We start from the raw sequence: 19,202 nt of genomic DNA on the forward strand, positions 1-19,202 counted from the left end.
ATTAGATGGAAGCGCGCCTTCTATCGCAGGCGCTGAGAAGGAGTAAGCACTCAGTTTCGTGTTTCGGAGAACTCCGCCATCAGCTTGGGGAAGTCCTCCATTGGGGGAAACTGCGGGTAACTGTGGCGCGTTGGTATGGTGACCCAGGGCAGTTTTTCCGTGGTGCAGGTTTCGACAAACGGCACAAGATCAGCGGCGTGATCCAGCATGGTGGCGCGAACGTTGATCAACGGTCCGAACAGCTCCGCCCGCGTAAACACCCAGCTCAGGCAGTGCGGGCAGAAGTGGTGGCGGAGCTCTCCGTGCATACCGCCAATCACGGGCTCAGGTCCCGTGATCTCGACACAGTCTTGCGGATAGAGGGCGCTCAGGGAAAACGCACTGGCCGTCATTTTTTGGCAGCCCTTGCAATGGCAAGCCAATGTCATCACCGGCCGCCCCCGAACCTTGAGGGTAACCTGTCCGCAGCGACAGCTGCCTTGATCCACGTCTTTGATTCCAGTCATCAGCCTTCCCGCCGTGTCCTTTCGGTGCCGGCCTGCTCAGCTTGAGAGCTTTGCCGTCTTCTTCTTACCAACATTGCGCAAAACATGCGAAAAACCGGCATTGTACAAGTCGCTGTCGCGGAACTCCACGTTTCCGAAGACCTTGCCGACCATGATCAACGCGGTGCGCGTGATCTTCGCCTTGCGCACGTCGTCTGCCATGTCCTTCAGCGTCGTGCGGATGAAGAGCTCGTCCGGCCAGGTCGACCGATAGGCGATGACCACGGGGCAATCCTCACCATAATAGGGCGTCAGTGTATCGCGGATATGAGGAAGATTGCGGATCGACAGATGGATGGCGAGGGTGGCGCGTGATTTCCCCAGGATCTCCAGCGTCTCGAATTCCGGCATCGAGGATGCCTTCATCTCGGTTCGGGTGACAATCACCGTCTGGGCGATTTCCGGCAGGGTCAGTTCGGTCTTCAGGCGCGCGGCGGTCGCGGCAAAAGCCGGTACGCCGGGAACGACATCATAGGGAATATCCAATGCGTCGAGCCGGCGCATCTGCTCAGCAATCGCGCCATAGATCGACGGATCTCCCGAATGCACGCGGGCAACATCCTCTCCGCGTTCGTGGGCGGCCACCATTTCTGCCACGATCTCATCGAGATGCATGGGTGCGGTATCCTTGACGATCGCCCCCTCGGGCGCCGCCTCAACGATTTCCGCAGGAACCAGCGAACCCGCATAGAGGCAGACCGGGCAGCGTTCGATCAGGCGCAAGCCGCGCACGGTGATGAGGTCGGGGGCGCCCGGGCCGGCACCGATGAAATAGACGGTCATGCTTCAACTCCCTTCATTCCCGTGTCCGCTTTGCCCGAATAGCCGCGCGGCGTGTAGACCCAGGTCTTGCCATCGCCCGTCCTGACGGTGCGGCTCTCGGACGAACCAACGACGACGACGGTCAGCATGTCGACATCGTCGACATTCAACTCCCCGAGTGGCACGGTGCGAACAGTCTCACCCTCACGACCCAGATTGGTGGCAAGGATGACCGGCGTCGAGGCCGGGCGGTATTTCAACAACTCATCGCGGGCATAGGCGAGTTGGGTCCGACGCTTCATCGATACCGGATTGTAGAAAGCGATGACGAAGTCACCCTCGCCTGCCGCCTTGACCCGACGTTGGATATGTTCCCAGGGGGTCAGCAGATCCGAGAGCGAGATCGTGCAGAAATCATGGCCCAGCGGCGCGCCAATTCTCGCGGCAGCGGCCTGAAGCGCCGAAATGCCGGGCGAGACCTGGACTTCGATTCGGCTCGCCGCATTGCTGATGCCACCCTTGTCGAAGAGTTCAAAGACCAGCGTCGCCATGGCGTAGATGCCGGCGTCGCCAGAACAGACGAGCGAGACTGTCTTACCCTCACCCGCCAGCTCCATGGCACGCACCACGCGAGCCTCTTCCTTGCCCAGATCGAAATCGTGGCGGATCTTGTCCGCAGCAAGCGCCCCGAGCAGGTCGAGATAAAGCGAATAACCGACGAGATCCGTCGAGGTGGCGACCATGCGCGACACTTCCGGCGAGCGCCAGTCATCAGACCCCGGGCCTATGCCGACGACAAAAAGCGTACCTCGGGCACGGCCGATCGTGGCGGGATCGATTGTGTCAGCGGCTTCGGCAATGGCCGCCGTTACGCCTTTTGACTTGATCTTTTCGACAACGAGCGCGCCCGCCTTCCCGACCGCCGCCAGTGCGGCCCCTTCAGCGACGCCGTGGCAACCGACTTCGGCGAAGACTACCTCGGACGGGTTCTTAAGGCGTGAGGCTTCGGCTTCCAGCGTTTCGGCAGAAAAGAACCGGGCCGGCACGCCGAAATGGCGGGCGACCGCATGGATCGCCGTTTCGTCTGCCTTCAGATCGATGGAGCACACGGCAGCCAGGCTCTGGCGGGCGAAACCGCCCTTGGCGAGTGCCTCTTCGGCCAGCGCAATCGCCTCCTCAGCATGGGCATGGCGCTCGCAACCCATGCCAAGCACCAGCGTCTTTGGATGATAGACGAGTTCCAACTCGCCAGCGGCTTTGTTCTCTGTGGTCACGGTCAGGGTCACGTGGGCCTCTTGATCGAATGGAAGTCTGGATTGGGTGAGCCAGGCAGCGACATTGGATTGTCGGCCATGGGCGCTGAGGGAACCGTCTTCCTGCATGTGGGACGGTGGAAGGTTAAGATGGACGCTGGCACCGGCAACCAGTTCGGCCATAACGGCCTTTGCACTGGCTGGATTGGCGAGCACATGGCTCTTCGGTGGCTGGTCGAGTGCGACGCCGAATTTCAAATCGCCGGCCGTGGTGATGGCGGCTTGGACGCCCAGGGCGGATGCGATCTGGCGGGCGAGATCATTGGCGCCATGATGGCCACCCAAAAGGGGAACGACAGAGGCTCCGTCCTCGGCGACCGCCAGAACCGGTGGCTCGGACTGTTTATTGGAAAGAATTGGCGCAAGAAGGCGAATCAACGCACCGGATGCCATGATCGAGACGATCGGGCGGCCCGCCAGGAAAAGCTGCTGGACGTGGTCCTTGACCGAGGCAAAGAGCACATCGGCTTCACCAACCCGTGCGGCAGCACCATGCAATTCGCCGCCGATCATCGTCGCCAGACGGCAACCGAGCGGCCGTGCTGCTTCGCTTAGAATGATCACAACGGGTACGGTTGCGCTCATCGCATCTCGCTTCCGAGCGTCTTTGCCAATGCCGGGTGCCAACGCTCTTCGCCCTTGTAGATCAGGATCATCGAGAAATACGGCGCGGTATCGTCGGCCACATCGGCAAGCGGCACGAGTTTCTGTTCGGCGAGACTTACCCGTTCGGCATAACCCGATTGTCCTGTCAGCCCGAGGCTTTCAATCAGCGCACGGATGCGGGCGAAATGGCGACCAAGCTTGATGATGGCAACAGCGCCCGAGGCTTGGATCCGGGCGGCAAGCTCCTCATCCGACAGTGGGCCCGGCAGGACGGTCAAGACGTCATTGCGGGCCGCGAGCGGCCGTCCGAGACCGGCGGCGGCGGCCATCATCGAGGAAACGCCGGGCACAACTTCGGTCGGATAGCGATCGGCCAACCGTTCGAAGAGATACATGAAGGAGCCGTAGAAGAAAGGATCGCCCTCGCAGAGCACGGCGACATCCGAACCCGCATCCAGATGACGCGACAGCGTCTCGGCGGCCTGGGTATAGATGTCCTGAGCCGGGAACCGCTCGACGCGCATCGGCACGATGATTGGCACTTCAAGTTGGGCGGCCGTCAGGTAGGGCGCTGCAATCTGGTGCGCAAAGCTCGGGCCCGTATCTGGTGCCGGATAGGCGACCACGGAGCAGGAAGTCAAAATGCGGTGCGCCTTGAGCGTCAGGAGTTCCGGATCGCCGGGACCAAGGCCCAGTCCATAAAGTTTCCCCGTCATACACCCTCTCCCTTCACCACCGTCCACATCGTCACGGGCATCAGTGACTTCCAGCCGCAATAGCGACCGACCGGCGCAGCGCGCGCGACCTGGATGCGCGTAAGCTCACCCCCCCAGATGCCGCGCAGTTCGGCGAGCCGCGCCTCTCCCTCGATGGTCACGGCATTGGCGACCAGAAGTCCGCCGGGGCCGAGTGCCTGCCAGCAGGTCTCGAACAGGCCCTCGCCTGTAATCCCACCACCGATGAAGACGACATCAGGGACTTTCAGGCCGACGAGTGCTGTCGGCGCCTCCCCTTCAACGATTTCCAGATCCGGGACCCCAAGCGTGTCGGCATTCTGCCGGATCATCATCAGACGCTCCGGCTTTGCCTCGATCGCAATCGCTTTCGTGCCCATGCCGGCGCGCATCCATTCAATCGCGATCGACCCGCAGCCCGCGCCGACATCCCAAAGCAGTGCATTGGGGAATGGCGCCAACTGGGCCAGCGTTGCAGCACGGATCTCGCGTTTGGTGAGCTGACCATCATGGCGAAAGGCCTCGTCCGGCAGACCTGGCACGGGGGCGAGTAGCGGGCCATCCTGAGCGCAGTCGATGGCAAGCGTGTTGAAGTCGGATATCTTGGGGCGGGTTTCGGCCATTTCCAGCGCCATCATGCGCAGCAGACGCTCCCTCGCCCCGCCCATATGTTCGAGCACATGCAGGACCGAAGCCCCGAAGCCGCGCTCGGCCAGTAGCACCGCGGCAGCCTGCACGGTCGAGGCATCTGATGTTAACGCCAGAATGCGGGCCCGCGGCAGGACATGGCGATTGAGGAAAGACAGCGGACGACCATGCAGCGAGATCTGCGTGACCGATTGCAACGGCCATCCGAGGCGTGCAGCAGCGAGCGAAAAGGCCGACGGGCTCGGCAGGACAAACATTTCCTCCGATGCCACGTAACGCCGGAGTGTTGCACCAATGCCAAAATGCATCGGGTCGCCAGTTGCCAGCACCGTTACCGGCGTGCCGCGCAGCTTCAAGATCTCGGCCAGCGTCTCGCGGAAGCCCGCGCCCCAGGTCAGGATGCGCTTGAGGCTCGGCAGAGAACTGCCATCGATCACAGCATCGAGGCGTTCGCCGATCACCAGTGTCTCGGCCTGCCAGACCACAGATTGGGCCTCTGGTGTCAGGCTTTCGAGGCCATTGTCGCCGATACCGATGATGGTAAGCCAGGGCCCCTGGAGAAACTCAGACATTGGTACCGAGCCCTCCCGCCAGCGCGTTAACCGCAGCGGACGCCATGGCCGAGCCGCCCCGACGGCCACGCACCGCAATATACGGAATGCCGCGGCTGTCGGCGATCAGCGCGTCCTTGCTTTCTGCGGCCCCGACAAAGCCAACGGGAAAACCGAGAATGATCGCCGGCTTGGGACTCCCCGAATCGATGCGTTCCAACAGACGGAACAGAGCCGTCGGGGCATTGCCGATTGCGACGACCGCACCTTCAAGCCGGTCATCCCAGAGATCGACCTGGGCCGCCGAGCGCGTATTGCCGATCTCGCTCGCCCTGGGCCGCACACGCTCATCATTCAGCAGGCAGAGTATTTCGTTGTCTGCAGGCAGCAAGCGACGGATCACCCCATGGCGTACCATTTCGACATCCACCAGCACCGGGGCGCCGGCCTCAAGTGCTGCAGCACCGGCTTCAAACGCACCATCTGAAAAGGCAATATCATTGGCGAGATCGACCATGCCGCAGGCATGGATGAGGCGGATGGCCAGCGGCTGCAGGTCGGGCGGGAACCGGTCGAGATCCACCTCCGTCCTAATCGTGGAAAAGGACTGACGATAGATCTCGGCGGGGTCGCGGATGTAGTCGAGAGATGTGTCCAGGGCAGCCGCGCTATTTTCGGTTTTTGACTCGCTCAGGGCCGGCGAGAAACACAAGGAAAGCGGAACGCCGCAATCCGTTTCTGCCAGACCAGTTACCGATGGAGAAACCTCAATGTTGGCTTCGTATTTGAGTTCGAGAGAGACCTCAGTCTGAGGCGGGCGGTGGCTATCAGGCAAAGTCGCGGCAGCCGCCCCCACCAGGTCGCGGTGACCGATGCCAAGCACCCAGCCTTCCTCTGCGATCGAAACCTCAACGTCTTCGTCCGACAACATGATCGGTCGCTCCATCAGCATGGCCAGACGTCCGTCGATGTCAAATTCTCCGAAGGCTTCCGCGACCGTGCGAACCTGTGCTGCGTCCTTGACCTCTGCACTATCTGGGAGCGTGAACAACGAGGGATAGGTCTCTGCAAAGACCACTGGTTTGTCGAGAGACGTGCTGAATCCGGTCTCGAAGGGCCAGACGGCGATATGCTCGTTCAGGCCGGAATCGTCGAGGAAATGAGAGAGGCGGGCAATCCCGAGCAACGACTGACTGCCGACCACGCCGACGCCCACCAATTGCCAAACAGATTTCGCCGTCGCGACAGACACCTCAGAGCGACGGAACGCGAGTGGTGCGGTTTGCCACGGGCCGGGCTTCTTGGCGCCCAGATGCGGATAGGCATGTTGATGCGGCCGTCCCCAGAAGCGCGGTTCCCCGGGAAAATAGGTTCCATTCCAGAGCGAGGCGAGAGCGAAGCGATTGTTGGCATTATTGTCGCCATCCTCGATCTCGGCTGCAATTTTCCGCCACAGGGCTCGCCAGTTGGCCCGGCCGGTCAAACGCTCAGCTGTCCCTTGTGGATAGCCAAAGGCAAAATCAAAACCACACAGCAGTTTTTCGCCCGCATCCAGAGCGGATCGGACGATCGTTTCGAGACGACGCATGAACCCGTGACGGGTCGACACGTTCTCCACCCATTCAACCACGATCCGGTCGCCCTCACGCCGGGCCATGCAGGCCCAGAGCGAGTTACGGCCCGTCACCGGTTGTCCAGCGCCTGACCAGTCAACAACCAGATAGCGATCGAAAAGAGGCATTTACGTCTTCTTCTGCATCGACTTCGGGCCTAGAGGATGGTCCGCATGAGGATACGGCGCGTGATGGTGCCCGTGATCATGGCCGTGGCCGTGATTATGGCCATGGTCGTGATCATGGGAATGCCCGTGTGCATGGTCATGACCGTGGTCGTGGTTGTGATGATCGTGAGCATGGTGACCACCGCAGCCGCAATTGGGGCCATGCTCGTGTGCGGCACTCTTGCCGCTGGACGGCGCATTCATCACGGCTTCCAGACCGGCATCGGGAGCCGCGTTTAACAGATGGCCATATTTGCCGCCAAGCGTGGTGGAGGCTGCATAGTCAAAAGCCGGTTCCAAGTCGTTCGGTTCGGCGTGGGAGTGGACGGGCGTATAGGGCAAGCCATGCTCCTTGCAGAAATCGGGATCGCGGCAGGAGGCGTCACAATCCCCCTTGCACGGACAGTTTTCCAGTCCGCCACCAATACCCTCGACATGGTGGTGATGGCTTTCCTGGCGCTGGCCGACATCGGCTTCGAAGCCGAGAACCTGTTCGCGGTATTTGCACATCTGACAGTTCATGACGGCCGCGCCTTCGAGGATCTCCCGGACACGGTCCTGGAAGGCATCAAGAACCAGCGGGTGGTCGTTCAGATAGCTTGCCTTGACGAACTGGATCTCTGGATGACGCGCCGCGACCTCATCTGTGTAGCTGTAGATGCGCTTGACCAGGACGCCGGTGAAGAGAAAGTACGGGAACACGATGATGCGCTTGTAGCCAAGCTTTGCGGCATGGGTGAGACCCGGCTCGACAAGCGGAAATGTCACGCCGGAATAGCAGGTCTCGCCCCAGCCGAAGCCCATGCCTTCCCAGAGCATGCGCATGACCTTGGTAGCATTGGAATTCGCATCCGGGTCTGACGATCCGCGGCCGACGACCATCAACAGCGTATCGTGTTTCTCGACAAAGCCGAGGGTTTCGTTCGCCTCGTCGACAGCCGTCTGGATCCGGTCGCCGGCGGCCCGGATCATTTTCAAGTCGATCCCGAGTTCGCGGCCGTAATTGATCACCATGCCCGGGTTCTGGGCCTGGTATGTGTTGAGGACGGAGGGGATGTCGTTTTTGGCGTGGCCAGCAGCAAACAGCATGCCGGGCACAGCCAGGACCCGGGTCACGCCCTTTTCGCGCAAGCTGTCGAGACCGGAAGCGATGACCGGATTGCAAAATTCAAGGTAACCGTATTCGACCGGCATATCGGGATTGCGCGCGCGCAGCGCCTGCGCGATCACGGCAAATTCCTTCGCCGCATTCTGATTGCGGCTGCCATGGCCACAGACCATGATTCCGAGTTTTTCCGCCATGTCGGCCTCCTGCTTCGTTGCTCTCCCTGTACGAAGCGCCGGACGCGCGCGGTTTGCAGCACGGTCCATGGCCTTTGGGACAGCTCCGGAATTGGCCCCCTGCTTGGGTCGGCCGCACCGGACTATTTCCAGCCTGTCGAACAGGCGCCGTCGCACATTACCCTGAGCTTTATCGAAGCGTCATCAAACGGTCAAACCAGATTGCGGCGCATTCTATGATGGAAGCGCCAGTCCACAGAGCCGACCGTCGCAGGACGGGTCAAACGCAGTTGCCCACTTTGCGGCTTTGGTGCACAAGGGCCGCACCCCAGACAAACCCGAGTGTCCCCGTGGCCGATCTCGCCCTGCACACCCTTGCCCTCCTGTTCGTTGCTGCCTTCATTGCCGGTTTTATCGATTCAATTGCCGGTGGCGGCGGATTGGTCACCATACCGATCATGCTGATTGCCGGTATCCCGCCGCTAGAAACATTGGGAACGAACAAGCTGCAGTCGATGTTCGGGGCCGGTTCCGCGACACTCGCATACGCCCGTAAAGGCCATGTCGATCTGAAAAAACAGTTGCCGATGGCGGGGATGGCGACACTTGGTGGCGCGCTTGGCGCCTTGATCGCCACGATCGTGCCGGGCGACGTTCTGCGAGCGCTGATGCCCTTCCTGCTTGTCGCCATCGGACTCTATTTTGCACTCAAGCCGAATATTTCCGACGAAGACCGTCACCAGCGCATTGCCCCCCTTGTATTCGGCCTGACATTTGTTCCCCTGATCGGCCTCTATGACGGCGTCTTCGGTCCCGGCACAGGTTCCTTCTTCATGCTCGCCTTCGTGTCCCTGGCCGGGTTCGGCATGCTCAAGGCGACGGCTCATACCAAGCTTCTCAATCTTGGCTCGAATACCGGCGCCTTCCTGATCTTCCTGCTCAACGGCGTGGTGTTGTGGAAAGTCGGCCTGATGATGGGTATCGGGCAGTTCCTCGGCGCGCAGACAGGATCGCGTTTCGCGATAAAAAAGGGGGCCAAGATTATCAAGCCACTGCTGATCTTCACCTGTGTGGCTCTCGCCATCCGACTGCTGATGGATCCGACGAACCCCATTTGGGTCTTCCTTGGCGTCTAAGTCGAGCAAGCAAGGGTGCGTTTATAACGGCTACGGCCGTTCGATTGCAGGTCGAATGACGTTAGGGCGATACCGTGACTAAACGCGCGGAACCGTGCAGTCGTCGTCTAATACCCCTAGATCGCTGAGAATTGACGCCACCGGCCGATTTTTTGCACCATGGGCAGGGCATGGGACACCGGCGATTTCATCACCTAATCCTTTTCATCACCCATGCCGTCTTCAGCAAGGGCTTGGCGAATGCGCATCACGATTTTCACCATCGGCACCGAGGGTGATGTCCGGCCGCTCGTTGCGCTAGGCGTCGCCCTTGCACGGTGTGGCCATGCCGTGACCGTAGCGACGGACCAGAGTTGCGCAGACCTCGTCACCGCCAACGGCCTCGACTATTTCAGGCTCTCTGGCGATTTCCACACCTGGATGCGACAGGACAAGGATCTGCAGGGCCAAGGACTGGCCACGCTCGCGATGATCCGGAAGTTCCGCGCCCGGCTGAAGCTGCTTGCCGCTGACTGGCCTCAGCAGGGACTGGCAGCGGCAAAGGATGCCGAACTTCTGATCGGAAACGGCATGGTCTTCCTGCTGGCAGCAGCACTTGGCGAACGCCTTGGCGTGCCTGTTGTCGAGACACAGGTGGTTCCCACCCTGCCTTCCGACAATCCGCCACTCATGCCGCTTCCGCACTGGATGTATCGGTTACCGGCATGGGTCAACCGGCGTCTCGGTCAACTCTCGCGCCGCATGGTCTGGCATGTGATGAGCCCGGCCTATCAGGAGGTTGTCCGCCCGACACTCGGCCTTGCGCCCTATTCAGGACGCGGGCCGCTTACATCCGTGGAGGCAGCCCATCTTCGGCTCTTCGGCTATAGTTCCGTTCTGGCACCACCGCCGTCGGATTGGCCCGCTACGATCGCAGTCACCGGTCCCTGGGTCCTGGACACGACTGGCGGCTTCGAACCGTCACCGGCGTTGCTGGCCTTCCTCGCCTCGGGCGCGAAGCCGATCTATGTCGGTTTCGGCAGCATGTTCAGTGCCGATGCCGAGGCTCTCACCGCGATGATCCGCGCCACGGCACGGGCTACCGGACGGCGCTTCGTTCTGGCGACTGGCTGGGGTGGTCTGGACGGCGCGCAGATTGCGGCTGGTGATCCAATCCACGTCGTGCGCCACGTGCCGCATGACTGGCTCTTTCCCCGTATGGCGGGCGCTATTCACCACGGCGGGGCCGGAACGACGATTGCCGCAGCACGGGCTGGCATTCCCTCCATTGTCGCGCCGGTCTTCGGCGACCAGCCCTTCTGGGCCTCGCGCCTCCATCGGCTCGGGGTCGCGCCCCCGGCTCTTGCCCGTAACAACCTTACCGTCGACAAGCTCGCAGCGGCGATCCGAAGGATCGAAGCACCAGATATGCGGGCATGCGCCGAAGCATTGGCCAAGCGTCTGCGGCAGGAAGACGGCTCAGCGACGGCGATTTCCCGTCTGCAAGCCGAAGGCCTGCTCGACGAGCCGCGCCTGCGGCAAAGCCTGGAAAGCGATTGACCGGCACGCTCTCGGGACGCGCCTCAATTGCGTTCAGTATTCGACGCCAATCTGCGCTTTGATGCCCGAGCGGAACGGATGCTTGACCAACTCCATCTCCGTCACCAGATCGGCGCGCTCGATCAGCTCTTCCTTGGCGTTTCGACCGGTCAAAACCACATGGGTCATCTCAGGCTTCTCGGTCTCCAGAAACTCCAGAACCTCGGAGAGATCAATATAGTCGTATCGGATGGCGATGTTGATCTCGTCCAGGAGCACCATCAAGTTCGAGGGATCGCGGATAAGGTCCTTGGCCTTTTGCCAGGCGGCCTGGGCCATGGCGATATCGCGTGCCTTGTCCTGGGTCTCCCAGGTAAACCCCTCACCCATGGTATGAAATTCGCAGAGATCCGAGAAGTGGCGGAGGATCAGGTCCCGCTCGCCCGTCGACATGGCCCCCTTGATAAACTGGACGACCGCGCATTTACGACCATGGGCGATATGACGGAAGATCATGCCGAAGGCGGCGGAGGACTTACCCTTACCCTTGCCGGTATGGACGATGATCAGGCCCTTCTCGTCGGTCTTGGTCGCCATGATCTTGTCGCGGGCGGCCTTCTTCTTCGCCATCTTCTCGGCGTGACGGGCGAGATCAGCCTCTGGAGCTGGAATGTCTTCTGTCATCGTTCAGTCCTTTTCAAATGTCTTGGCAAACCAGATTCGGGCGGGCCGACCTTCCGTCTCCGGGAGTCGGCCGATCTCGACATAGCCCGCGCGCAGATAAAATCGCGGCGCCTGGAAAGAGAAAGTATCGAGATAAACCCCAGCAAGCCCCAACCGTTTTGCTTCCATCTCGGCTTTGGACAGAAGACGCGCACCGATACCCCGGTTGCGCGCGGCCTCGGCAACGGCCAGATATTTAACAAAGAGCCAGCCCTGAATTTCCCGGGCAAACAATCCGCCGACCAGCTCCCCGTTGTCATCATCGGCCCGGATCTGCAAATCGCATCCGTCAAAGGGTTTTCCGATTGCGGTCGCGGTACGGTCAAGGATGTCGAGCGTCGCGGCGATAAAGGCCTCATCCTTGTCATCGACGACGTCGACACGGATCGCATCCGTCATACGCCGCCCTCGCTCTTCGGCAGATCGTCGACCACATTCAGCCAGTCGACGCGCTCGTCCCAGTGCCAGTGCTCACGAATGGGCACGAACAATCCGGCATCAAGGCTTGCGACATAGAGATCAATGTCCTCGGGGCGGCGTACCGTCTCGAAGGACATGGGTGAACCGCAGGTGCCGCAGAAACCACGGCGCACCCCCGGAGACGAGGCGTAGTAGCGCAGACTGTCGCCGACAAGTTCGGTACCCTTTCGAGGGACCGTGAAGAAGGTCGTGACGGGTGATGACGCCGCACGGCGACAGCTCTCGCAATGGCAATGGCCAGAGGTGCGCACCAGGCCGCTCGTCTTGTAGCTTACGGCGCCACACAGGCACCGACCGCTCAACGGCATTGCCCTTCCCACAGCTGCTTCAGTCATGCTGTCCTCCTCCAGCCAGTTCGACCAGGGAAAACTTGGCGGAATTGCTCTTCGGCGTCCATAAGCCACGGTCGATCGCCTCGGTCAGGCGCTCAGCCAGTTCCTTCTGAGCCGGCGCATTTTTCTCAGCCATGAACGCGCGCACGCGCTCATCCAGAATAAAGGCCTGATAGACCGCTTCGAAGTGATGGTCGCGCACAGCCCCGGTGGTGGCAGCAAAGGCGAACATGTAATCCACCGTGGCGGTGATCTCAAAGGCACCCTTGTAGCCGTGGCGCATCACGCCTTCGATCCACTTGGGATTAACGACGCGGGCGCGGATGACGCGGCCGATCTCTTCCTCAAGGCTGCGGATGACCGGTTTTTCCGGTCGCGAATGGTCGTTGTGATACACCTTGGGACGGCTTCCGGCGACCTGCTCGACCGCCGCCGTCATGCCGCCCTCGAACTGATAGTAGTCGTCACTGTCGAGCAGGTCGTGTTCGCGGTTGTCCTGGTTCTGGACCACGGCTTCGACCGAGCGCAGGCGCTGCTCGAAGAGGCCACGTTCGGACTTGCCCTCTTCCCCGGCGCCATAGGCATAAGAACCCCAGACGAGATAGCTTTCGGCGAGATCGGCGCGGTCACTCCAGCCCTTCTCGTCGATCAGCGCCTGCAGGCCCGCGCCATAGGCTCCAGGCTTGGAGCCGAAGACACGGTAGCCGGCGCGGCGGGCCGCCTGCTTTTCGTCGAGCCCTTCGCGCTTGAGCTTTTCGGTTTCGGCCTTCACGCGTGCAGCAATGGGATTGTCGATTTCGTCCTCGTCAAGACCCGCCACCGCCCGCACCGCCTTGTCAAAGAGCGTGATCTGTTCGGGAAAGGCATCGCGGAAAAAGCCGGAAATGCGCAGTGTCACATCAACACGCGGACGGCCGAGTACGGCCTGCGGAATTACCTCGAAGCCGGTGACACGACGGGATGCCATATCCCAGAGCGGCTTGACGCCGATCAGTGCCAAGCCTTGCGCAATATCATCGCCACCAGTGCGCATATTGGACGTGCCCCAGGCCGTCAGGCCGAAGGAGGTCGGCCATTCGCCATTGTCCTGCACATAGCGTTGGATCAAGAGTTCGGCCGACTTCTTGCCGAGTTCGTAAGCCGCCGGTGTCGGCACGGCACGGCTATCGACGGAGTAGAAGTTGCGGCCGGTCGGCAGCACGTCCGGTCGGCCCCGAGTGGGTGCGCCAGATGGCCCAGGAGGTACGAAGGTTCCGGCCAACCCCTTCAGCAGACCCTCGATTTCGGCGGTACCGGACAAGACGACGGCGGGTTTGAGGCGTGTTTCGATCTCGGTGAGAACGGCCCGGGTCCGCGGCCAATTCTCAGGGCAAGCGATCTCTCCGGATACGAGTTTGGCAGCGAGCAATTCAATGCGCTCGACGGTGTCGCCATGGGTGCGCCAGGGCGCATCGGTGAGATCGGCGAGGATGGCCGGTTTCTCTCCGGTCCAGGGATCGGAGAGGACGCAGTCGAGAGGATCGAATGGCATTCCGTCATCCGCCGCGATCGCCCGCTGCAAACTGGCGTCGCCACCCTCGCCCATGCCACGCGGCACCCGTGCGAGCGCCACAACGAGATCCGTCAACAGCCGGCCTTCGGGCGCCCGACCGAAGATATGCAAGCCGTCTCGGATCTGCATTTCCTTCAGGTCGCAGAGATAGGCGTCGAGCTTCTCCAGCGCCGTTTCCTCGGCCTCGCCCTTGGTTATGCCCGCATCCTGATCAAGGCCGATATCGGCGATCAGGTCGAGGATCTGCGTCTTCAGCAAAACGAGACGGCGTGGATCGCTGCCCGATGCCTCGTAGTATTCGTCGACCAGCGCCTCAAGATCCTTTAGCGGCCCATAGCTTTCGGCGCGCGTCAAAGGTGGCGTCAGGTGGTCAATGATGACGGCGGAGGATCGGCGCTTGGCCTGCGTGCCCTCGCCGGGATCGTTGACGATGAAGGGATAGAGATGCGGCATTGGTCCGAACACGGCTTCGGGAAAGCAGGTTTCGGACAAGGCCAGCGCTTTGCCTGGCAGCCATTCGAGATTGCCATGCTTGCCCATATGGATGACAGCTTGAGCACCAAATTCGCGGCGCAGAAAAGCGTAGAAGGCAAGATACCCATGCGGCGGCACGAGATCCGGTGAGTGATAGGTTTCCTTGGGGTCGATATTATAGCCACGGGCTGGCTGAATGCCGATGACCAGCTTGCCAAAGCGCATCAGTGGCAGGGCGAAGGATCCGTCGAGATGAAAGGGATCATGAACCGGATCACCCCAGCGCCCCACGACTCTTTCTTGAACTTCTTTCGGAAGAGATTGGAAGAAACTTTTGTATTGACTTACAGATATCCGTTCACGGATGATCCGCCCATCGGTCGCCGCATTGGTTGGGCCCGCCATCAAAGACTGGATCAACGCGTCGCCATCTTCAGGAAGATCGCCGACATCGTAGCCCGCGATCTGCATCGCCCGCATGACCTCGATCGTGCCGGCCGGCGTATCGAGCCCGACGCCATTGCCGAGACGGCCGTCACGGTTCGGATAATTGGCCATGACAAGCCCAACACGCCGCTGAGACGGCTCGGTATTGCGCAGTCGGACCCAGTTGGCGGCAAGCGCTGCGACGAAGCGCATGCGGCCCATATCGGGTTCATGGCTGACCAGATTGGTCTCTACCCGTTCGTCAAACCGGGCCTTCGACTTGAAGGAGACCGCACGCGTGAGCACGCGGCCATCGACTTCCGGCAGGGCGACGCTCATGGCCAGATCGCGGGCGCTCAGGCCTTGCGTTGATGCCTCCCAGGTGCTGCGTGGCGATGATGAAAACAGCGCCTGTAGAATTACGGCACCGGTTTCATCTAGGACTGTCCCGGGGTTGCGCGCCCCCGGCGTCGAGACAGCAAAGCCAGTTGTGTTGATCACCACGGCCGGCGGCGCCACGACGAAGATCGTTCTCAGTGTATCAACGGAGACCTGGTCTTTCAGGCTCGAGACGAAAATCGGAAGCGGCGTGAGGCCCTCTGCCTGGAGCGCACCGATCATCGCTTCCACCGGCGCCGTTTCACCGCTCTGAACAAGGGCCCGGTAGAAGCAGATGGGGACGACATCCGCCCTCGTTGGTTCAGGGGCAGTGGTGAGGGCAAAGGGCCGATCTTGCTCGGTGCCATGCCCCTTATCCGCTTTTCGGGCACCCTCTCCTTGGCCACGGGCTGAAGGAAGAGCCAGCGCTCGCCATTCCTCGACACCCATCACGCCCCGGCCCGGCCACCAGATTCCAGCCTTCAGCAAAGGGCGCGCCGGTTCGGGTTTTTCTACATCAGCCAGCATTGCCTCGGCATAGGCCACGAAGGCCCGGGCATTCGCTTCGCCACCCTCGGTCAAGTAGCTCCACAGGGCCTGGCGATCCTGCTCCATGCAGGATTGAAACGGCTCGAGCCCGGCATCGGGCTTGTCGTCACCTGGCAGGACGATGATGGCGGCACCGGACCGTCGCGCCGCCGCATGCAAAGCCTCCAGCGCATACTGGAAATAGCTTGCACCGCCGAGCGCCCGCACCACGATCAGCCGCGCATGGCGCGCGGTTCGCTCGATATAGGTGTCGACCGACATCGGGTGCTTTAACGCCATCAGGCTGGCAAGCCGCCAGGAAAACGTCTCGTCACCCCTTATAGCAACGGCTGCGGCGACGGCTGCCAATTCCGTGTCCGCCGCCGAGAGGAATAGAACGTCCCCGGCTGTTTGGCCGAGGTCGATTGCCTCGTCGCCGTCGCTGATCGACCCCTTCTGGGCAAGAAGCAGATGCATATCAGGCCGCGGCTGCCTGGACGTCCTCAACGACCGAGGCGAAATCCCATTCATGCAGTCCGATCACCACCAGGCGCGTTTCGCGCTTTTCGCTAGATGTCCAGGGGCGGTCGAAATACGTGTCGACGCGGGTTCCGACGGCCTGGATGACGAGGCGCATGGGCTTGCTGGGCACGTCGATGAAACCCTTGAGGCGGAGAATGTCGTGCTTCTCGATGACAGGCTTCAGCCGATCGATAAAGGCCGAGGGATCGGAGACTTCGCCCAGCTTCAGAACAAAGCTTTCAAACTCATCGTGATCATGGTGGTGATCGTGGTCGGCGCCAGAGGCATGCAGCGCCTCATGCTCCAGTTCATGATGGGACTTGCGATTGTCGATATCGTCTTCAGTGCTGGCGCCGATCCCGAGCAGGACGAGCGAGGGCACTTCGCCGTTCTTCGCCTCGATCATCGACGGTTTGCGGCTGGTGCGACCGGTCACCTCGGCGCGCACGGCAGCAATGCCAGTGGCGTCGAGCAGATCGGTCTTGTTGAGAACTATTAGATCGGCACAGGTCAGCTGATCCTCGAACAGTTCCTCGATCGGGCTTTCATGGTCGAGGTTGTCATCCTCGGCACGCTGTGCCGCGACCGCGTCATGATCATCGGCGAAGCGGCCCGCAGCGACGGCGGCACTATCGACCACGGTGACGACGCCATCGACGGTCACACGTGTGCGAATGTCCGGCCAGTTAAAGGCGGCGACCAGCGGCTGCGGCAGAGCCAGGCCCGAGGTCTCGATGACAATGTGATCCGGCTTTACATCGCGATCGAGCAGCTTTTGCATGGTCGGCACGAAGTCGTCTGCAACCGTGCAGCAGATGCAGCCATTGGTCAGTTCGATGATGTCATCTTCCGTGCAATTGTCAGCGCCGCAGCCCTTCAACACGTCGCCATCCACGCCAAGATCACCGAATTCGTTGATGATAAGAGCGATCTTCTTGCCGCCGGCATTCATCAGCATGTTGCGGATGATGGTGGTCTTGCCCGCACCGAGGAAGCCAGTGATAACGGTCGCGGGGATCTTCTTCTGCAACATGGTTCAACCCTTCATTTTCAGCGGCAATCCGGCCGCAACGAAATAGACGTCTGTCGCCTCTACGGCGACCGACTGGTGGAGGCGGCCGGCATGGTCGCGGAAGGCACGGGCCATCCGGTTTTCCGGCACGATGCCGAGACCGACTTCATTGGAAACAAGGATGACGGAAGCGCTTAGTTTCGGGAGCAGCGCGGCAAGAGCTACGCCCTCGGCATCCACGTCTCGCCCCTCCTCCATCATCAGATTGGTGACCCAGAGCGTCAGGCAATCGATCAGGATGACGCTGTCGGATCGATCGAGCAATTTCAGTGCACCGACCAGATCGAGAGGTTCTTCATGCGTCGTCCAGCCATCGCCGGCGCGGTCTGCCTTGTGGGTCTCGATACGGGTTTGCATCTCGTCATCCCAGGCACGGCCGGTGGCAAGATAGATGCGGTTAAGCCCGCTTTTGCGCGCCAATCCTTCGGCAAAACGCGACTTGCCGGACCGGGCGCCGCCAAGCACCAGTGTGGAGAGCCGATCATGGCCGCTCATGGCCGTCCTCCGTGGAGGGAGCCTATGGCGCGCACAAACCGTCGACGGCCCCGGCAGGGACAGCCCATCTGAAACGTCGCCACGACAACCTCCGTGCTGGCAACGGGGAAATTTCCCCAATGTGGACACCATGTCCGCCGGATGGCAGGTCTCCTGGCTCACAGGTCGTGGCGCTTAGCCAACGGGTCTCCCTCGCCTTCCCGGAGTTTAGAGGCGACACGAAAGAGCGGACGATTCGTAGAGAAAGAGGCGTCCTGCCCCGGCTGATCGTGTCGCCACCCCAGTGGCTTTTCCGGCTTTGGCGAAGAACGGAGCAACGAACGCACCATGCGTATGCTGCCCGCCCAGCTTCATCCGGATAGGAGACCCTCGCTGCAATACAGTCGCGGGGTCGGCTGCGTTCGACATGCCCGATCTGGGTCCATGTCCTCGCATTCCCTTTTGCTTTCCGGATTGCATTCCTGCGATCCGAAAACCATCCGACATCAGAATTAGGCGGCCCCAACGCGCAAGTCAATCACGCCGACGACACGGGTTGGCGCGTCCACTTGAGGACAAACAGTCACAGGGAAGGCATAAAGCGCTATGGCGCGAGGCAGTTCGGGTTGGTGGTCGCATCGCAGCCTTTACCGAGCCGGACGGCTCCGCTGGCGCCATCCGTCACCGTGCTGGGAGGCCTCGCCGCAGCGCGTGGCGGTGGCGCCTGAACGGGCGTATCCCCGTTTGCGGCAGGCGGCAGTGGGGCCTTCGTCGGCAAGGCCGGCGCGCGGGCGTCCGGGCGCGCTGCCTCTGCAGGTTTTGCAGGCCAAGCCGCGATCTGATCCATCAACCGGGTCGACAGCGTCCGTTGTGGGGGTAGCCGTCTAACCTGTGGTGTCTTCAGCGAAAAGGCGTAACGGATGCGAGCTGCAATCTCCTCCGCCAAAGCCTCATTGGCATAACGCGGATCGTCTGTCGGCGCGTTGGCCACCAGCTGGCCCTCAGCCACCGGTTCGCCAGTTTCGACGGAGGTAGCGGTCACCGTAAAGCGGGCGCGGTCCATGCGGCGGCGCGCATTATCACCCTTGTCGAGGCGATCGATACGAACGAGAAGAACGACCCTTTGGGCGCCTTGCGGCGGGCGGGTTGCAGCAATCGCCGATCCCACCCGCTGATCGACGCTGCTAAGCAGATCAAGTGGCAGAGTGGCATTCGCCATCACGCTGACGCTGCGGATATTGTAGACGAGCGGTCTGCCGGTCCCCGCATTCGGCAAGCCGATACAGGAGGAAAGGCAAAGCATGAGCCCGAGCGCAATGATCGAGCGGAAGCTGCGGGCGAGCATTTCGGTCCCTGGCTGCTGATTC

16 protein-coding genes and 1 riboswitch are annotated in these 19,202 nt (G+C 61.3%); of the genes, 2 read left to right on the top strand and 14 right to left on the bottom strand.

From position 1 onward, the window contains the following. Positions 1 to 50: 50 nt before the first annotated feature. The 7 genes from IP76_RS19550 to IP76_RS19580 form a co-directional block, all read right to left on the bottom strand. Complete coding sequence (locus IP76_RS19550) at positions 51 to 506, bottom strand: GFA family protein (RefSeq protein ID WP_054159920.1); 456 nt, start codon at positions 504 to 506, stop codon at positions 51 to 53. A gap of 36 nt (positions 507 to 542) precedes the next feature. Further along, positions 543 to 1,328, bottom strand: coding sequence for a precorrin-4 C(11)-methyltransferase (cobM, locus tag IP76_RS19555; RefSeq protein WP_054159921.1), 786 nt, complete (start codon positions 1,326 to 1,328; stop codon positions 543 to 545). Continuing rightward, positions 1,325 to 3,205, bottom strand: a complete 1,881-nt coding sequence (cobJ, locus tag IP76_RS19560; protein WP_054159922.1) for a precorrin-3B C(17)-methyltransferase — start codon at positions 3,203 to 3,205, stop codon at positions 1,325 to 1,327. Before cobJ ends, cobM begins: the two co-directional genes overlap by 4 nt. After that, complete coding sequence (gene cobI, locus IP76_RS19565) at positions 3,202 to 3,942, bottom strand: precorrin-2 C(20)-methyltransferase (RefSeq protein WP_054159923.1); 741 nt, start codon at positions 3,940 to 3,942, stop codon at positions 3,202 to 3,204. The genes cobJ and cobI overlap by 4 nt, the downstream gene beginning before the upstream one ends. Then, positions 3,939 to 5,180 carry a bifunctional cobalt-precorrin-7 (C(5))-methyltransferase/cobalt-precorrin-6B (C(15))-methyltransferase gene (locus IP76_RS19570; RefSeq protein WP_054159924.1) on the bottom strand — a complete coding sequence of 414 codons (1,242 nt, stop codon included), beginning with the start codon at positions 5,178 to 5,180 and terminating at the stop codon, positions 3,939 to 3,941. Before IP76_RS19570 ends, cobI begins: the two co-directional genes overlap by 4 nt. Next, a complete protein-coding gene (locus IP76_RS23550) occupies positions 5,173 to 5,817 on the bottom strand; it encodes a precorrin-8X methylmutase (RefSeq protein WP_054160018.1) in 645 nt (214 codons plus the stop codon). Before IP76_RS23550 ends, IP76_RS19570 begins: the two co-directional genes overlap by 8 nt. Positions 5,818 to 6,900: 1,083 nt before the next feature. Continuing rightward, positions 6,901 to 8,241, bottom strand: coding sequence for a sirohydrochlorin chelatase (locus tag IP76_RS19580; RefSeq protein ID WP_054159925.1), 1,341 nt, complete (start codon positions 8,239 to 8,241; stop codon positions 6,901 to 6,903). A 329-nt stretch (positions 8,242 to 8,570) separates the two neighbouring features. Between IP76_RS19580 and IP76_RS19585 the strand changes: the two genes are divergently transcribed. Both IP76_RS19585 and IP76_RS19590 read left to right on the top strand, forming a co-directional pair. Further along, complete coding sequence (locus IP76_RS19585) at positions 8,571 to 9,356, top strand: TSUP family transporter (RefSeq protein ID WP_054159926.1); 786 nt, start codon at positions 8,571 to 8,573, stop codon at positions 9,354 to 9,356. 240 nt (positions 9,357 to 9,596) lie between these two features. After that, positions 9,597 to 10,895, top strand: coding sequence for a glycosyltransferase (locus IP76_RS19590; protein WP_054159927.1), 1,299 nt, complete (start codon positions 9,597 to 9,599; stop codon positions 10,893 to 10,895). Between the two features lie 33 nt (positions 10,896 to 10,928). Here the strand turns inward: IP76_RS19590 and cobO are convergent, their stop codons facing one another. The 7 genes from cobO to IP76_RS19620 form a co-directional block, all read right to left on the bottom strand. Further along, complete coding sequence (gene cobO, locus IP76_RS19595; protein WP_054159928.1) at positions 10,929 to 11,558, bottom strand: cob(I)yrinic acid a,c-diamide adenosyltransferase; 630 nt, start codon at positions 11,556 to 11,558, stop codon at positions 10,929 to 10,931. 3 nt (positions 11,559 to 11,561) lie between these two features. Beyond that, complete coding sequence (locus IP76_RS19600) at positions 11,562 to 11,996, bottom strand: GNAT family N-acetyltransferase (RefSeq protein WP_054159929.1); 435 nt, start codon at positions 11,994 to 11,996, stop codon at positions 11,562 to 11,564. Continuing rightward, positions 11,993 to 12,412: a GFA family protein gene (locus tag IP76_RS22935; protein ID WP_082352632.1), complete on the bottom strand. Its 420-nt coding sequence runs from the start codon at positions 12,410 to 12,412 to the stop codon at positions 11,993 to 11,995. Before IP76_RS22935 ends, IP76_RS19600 begins: the two co-directional genes overlap by 4 nt. Further along, entirely contained in the window at positions 12,405 to 16,244 is a 3,840-nt protein-coding gene (cobN, locus tag IP76_RS19605; RefSeq protein ID WP_054159930.1) for a cobaltochelatase subunit CobN, read from the bottom strand. The genes IP76_RS22935 and cobN overlap by 8 nt, the downstream gene beginning before the upstream one ends. A gap of 1 nt (position 16,245) precedes the next feature. Then, positions 16,246 to 17,322, bottom strand: coding sequence for a cobalamin biosynthesis protein CobW (gene cobW / locus IP76_RS19610; protein ID WP_054159931.1), 1,077 nt, complete (start codon positions 17,320 to 17,322; stop codon positions 16,246 to 16,248). Between the two features lie 3 nt (positions 17,323 to 17,325). Continuing rightward, positions 17,326 to 17,856 carry a bifunctional adenosylcobinamide kinase/adenosylcobinamide-phosphate guanylyltransferase gene (gene cobU, locus IP76_RS19615; RefSeq protein WP_054159932.1) on the bottom strand — a complete coding sequence of 177 codons (531 nt, stop codon included), beginning with the start codon at positions 17,854 to 17,856 and terminating at the stop codon, positions 17,326 to 17,328. A gap of 125 nt (positions 17,857 to 17,981) precedes the next feature. Beyond that, positions 17,982 to 18,351, bottom strand: a riboswitch (cobalamin riboswitch). 88 nt (positions 18,352 to 18,439) lie between these two features. Then, complete coding sequence (locus IP76_RS19620) at positions 18,440 to 19,180, bottom strand: hypothetical protein (RefSeq protein ID WP_054159933.1); 741 nt, start codon at positions 19,178 to 19,180, stop codon at positions 18,440 to 18,442. Between the last annotated feature and the right edge of the window lie 22 nt (positions 19,181 to 19,202).

It is taken from the genome of Rhizobium sp. AAP43, from assembly GCF_001296045.1.
In the GTDB taxonomy this organism is placed as follows: domain Bacteria; phylum Pseudomonadota; class Alphaproteobacteria; order Rhizobiales; family Rhizobiaceae; genus Allorhizobium.

Bases quoted from the DNA above. Each gene is read 5' to 3' on its own strand.
- IP76_RS19590 (WP_054159927.1), top strand. From the start codon at position 9,597: ATGCGCATCACGATTTTCACCATCGGCACCGAGGGTGATGTCCGGCCG.
- IP76_RS19600 (WP_054159929.1), bottom strand. From the start codon at position 11,996: ATGACGGATGCGATCCGTGTCGACGTCGTCGATGACAAGGATGAGGCC.
- IP76_RS22935 (WP_082352632.1), bottom strand. From the start codon at position 12,412: ATGACTGAAGCAGCTGTGGGAAGGGCAATGCCGTTGAGCGGTCGGTGC.
- IP76_RS19550 (WP_054159920.1), bottom strand. From the start codon at position 506: ATGACTGGAATCAAAGACGTGGATCAAGGCAGCTGTCGCTGCGGACAG.
- IP76_RS19620 (WP_054159933.1), bottom strand. From the start codon at position 19,180: ATGCTCGCCCGCAGCTTCCGCTCGATCATTGCGCTCGGGCTCATGCTT.
- IP76_RS19570 (WP_054159924.1), bottom strand. From the start codon at position 5,180: ATGTCTGAGTTTCTCCAGGGGCCCTGGCTTACCATCATCGGTATCGGC.
- cobM (WP_054159921.1), bottom strand. From the start codon at position 1,328: ATGACCGTCTATTTCATCGGTGCCGGCCCGGGCGCCCCCGACCTCATC.
- cobN (WP_054159930.1), bottom strand. From the start codon at position 16,244: ATGCATCTGCTTCTTGCCCAGAAGGGGTCGATCAGCGACGGCGACGAG.
- cobJ (WP_054159922.1), bottom strand. From the start codon at position 3,205: ATGAGCGCAACCGTACCCGTTGTGATCATTCTAAGCGAAGCAGCACGG.
- cobU (WP_054159932.1), bottom strand. From the start codon at position 17,856: ATGAGCGGCCATGATCGGCTCTCCACACTGGTGCTTGGCGGCGCCCGG.
- cobI (WP_054159923.1), bottom strand. From the start codon at position 3,942: ATGACGGGGAAACTTTATGGACTGGGCCTTGGTCCCGGCGATCCGGAA.
- cobO (WP_054159928.1), bottom strand. From the start codon at position 11,558: ATGACAGAAGACATTCCAGCTCCAGAGGCTGATCTCGCCCGTCACGCC.
- IP76_RS19580 (WP_054159925.1), bottom strand. From the start codon at position 8,241: ATGGCGGAAAAACTCGGAATCATGGTCTGTGGCCATGGCAGCCGCAAT.
- cobW (WP_054159931.1), bottom strand. From the start codon at position 17,322: ATGTTGCAGAAGAAGATCCCCGCGACCGTTATCACTGGCTTCCTCGGT.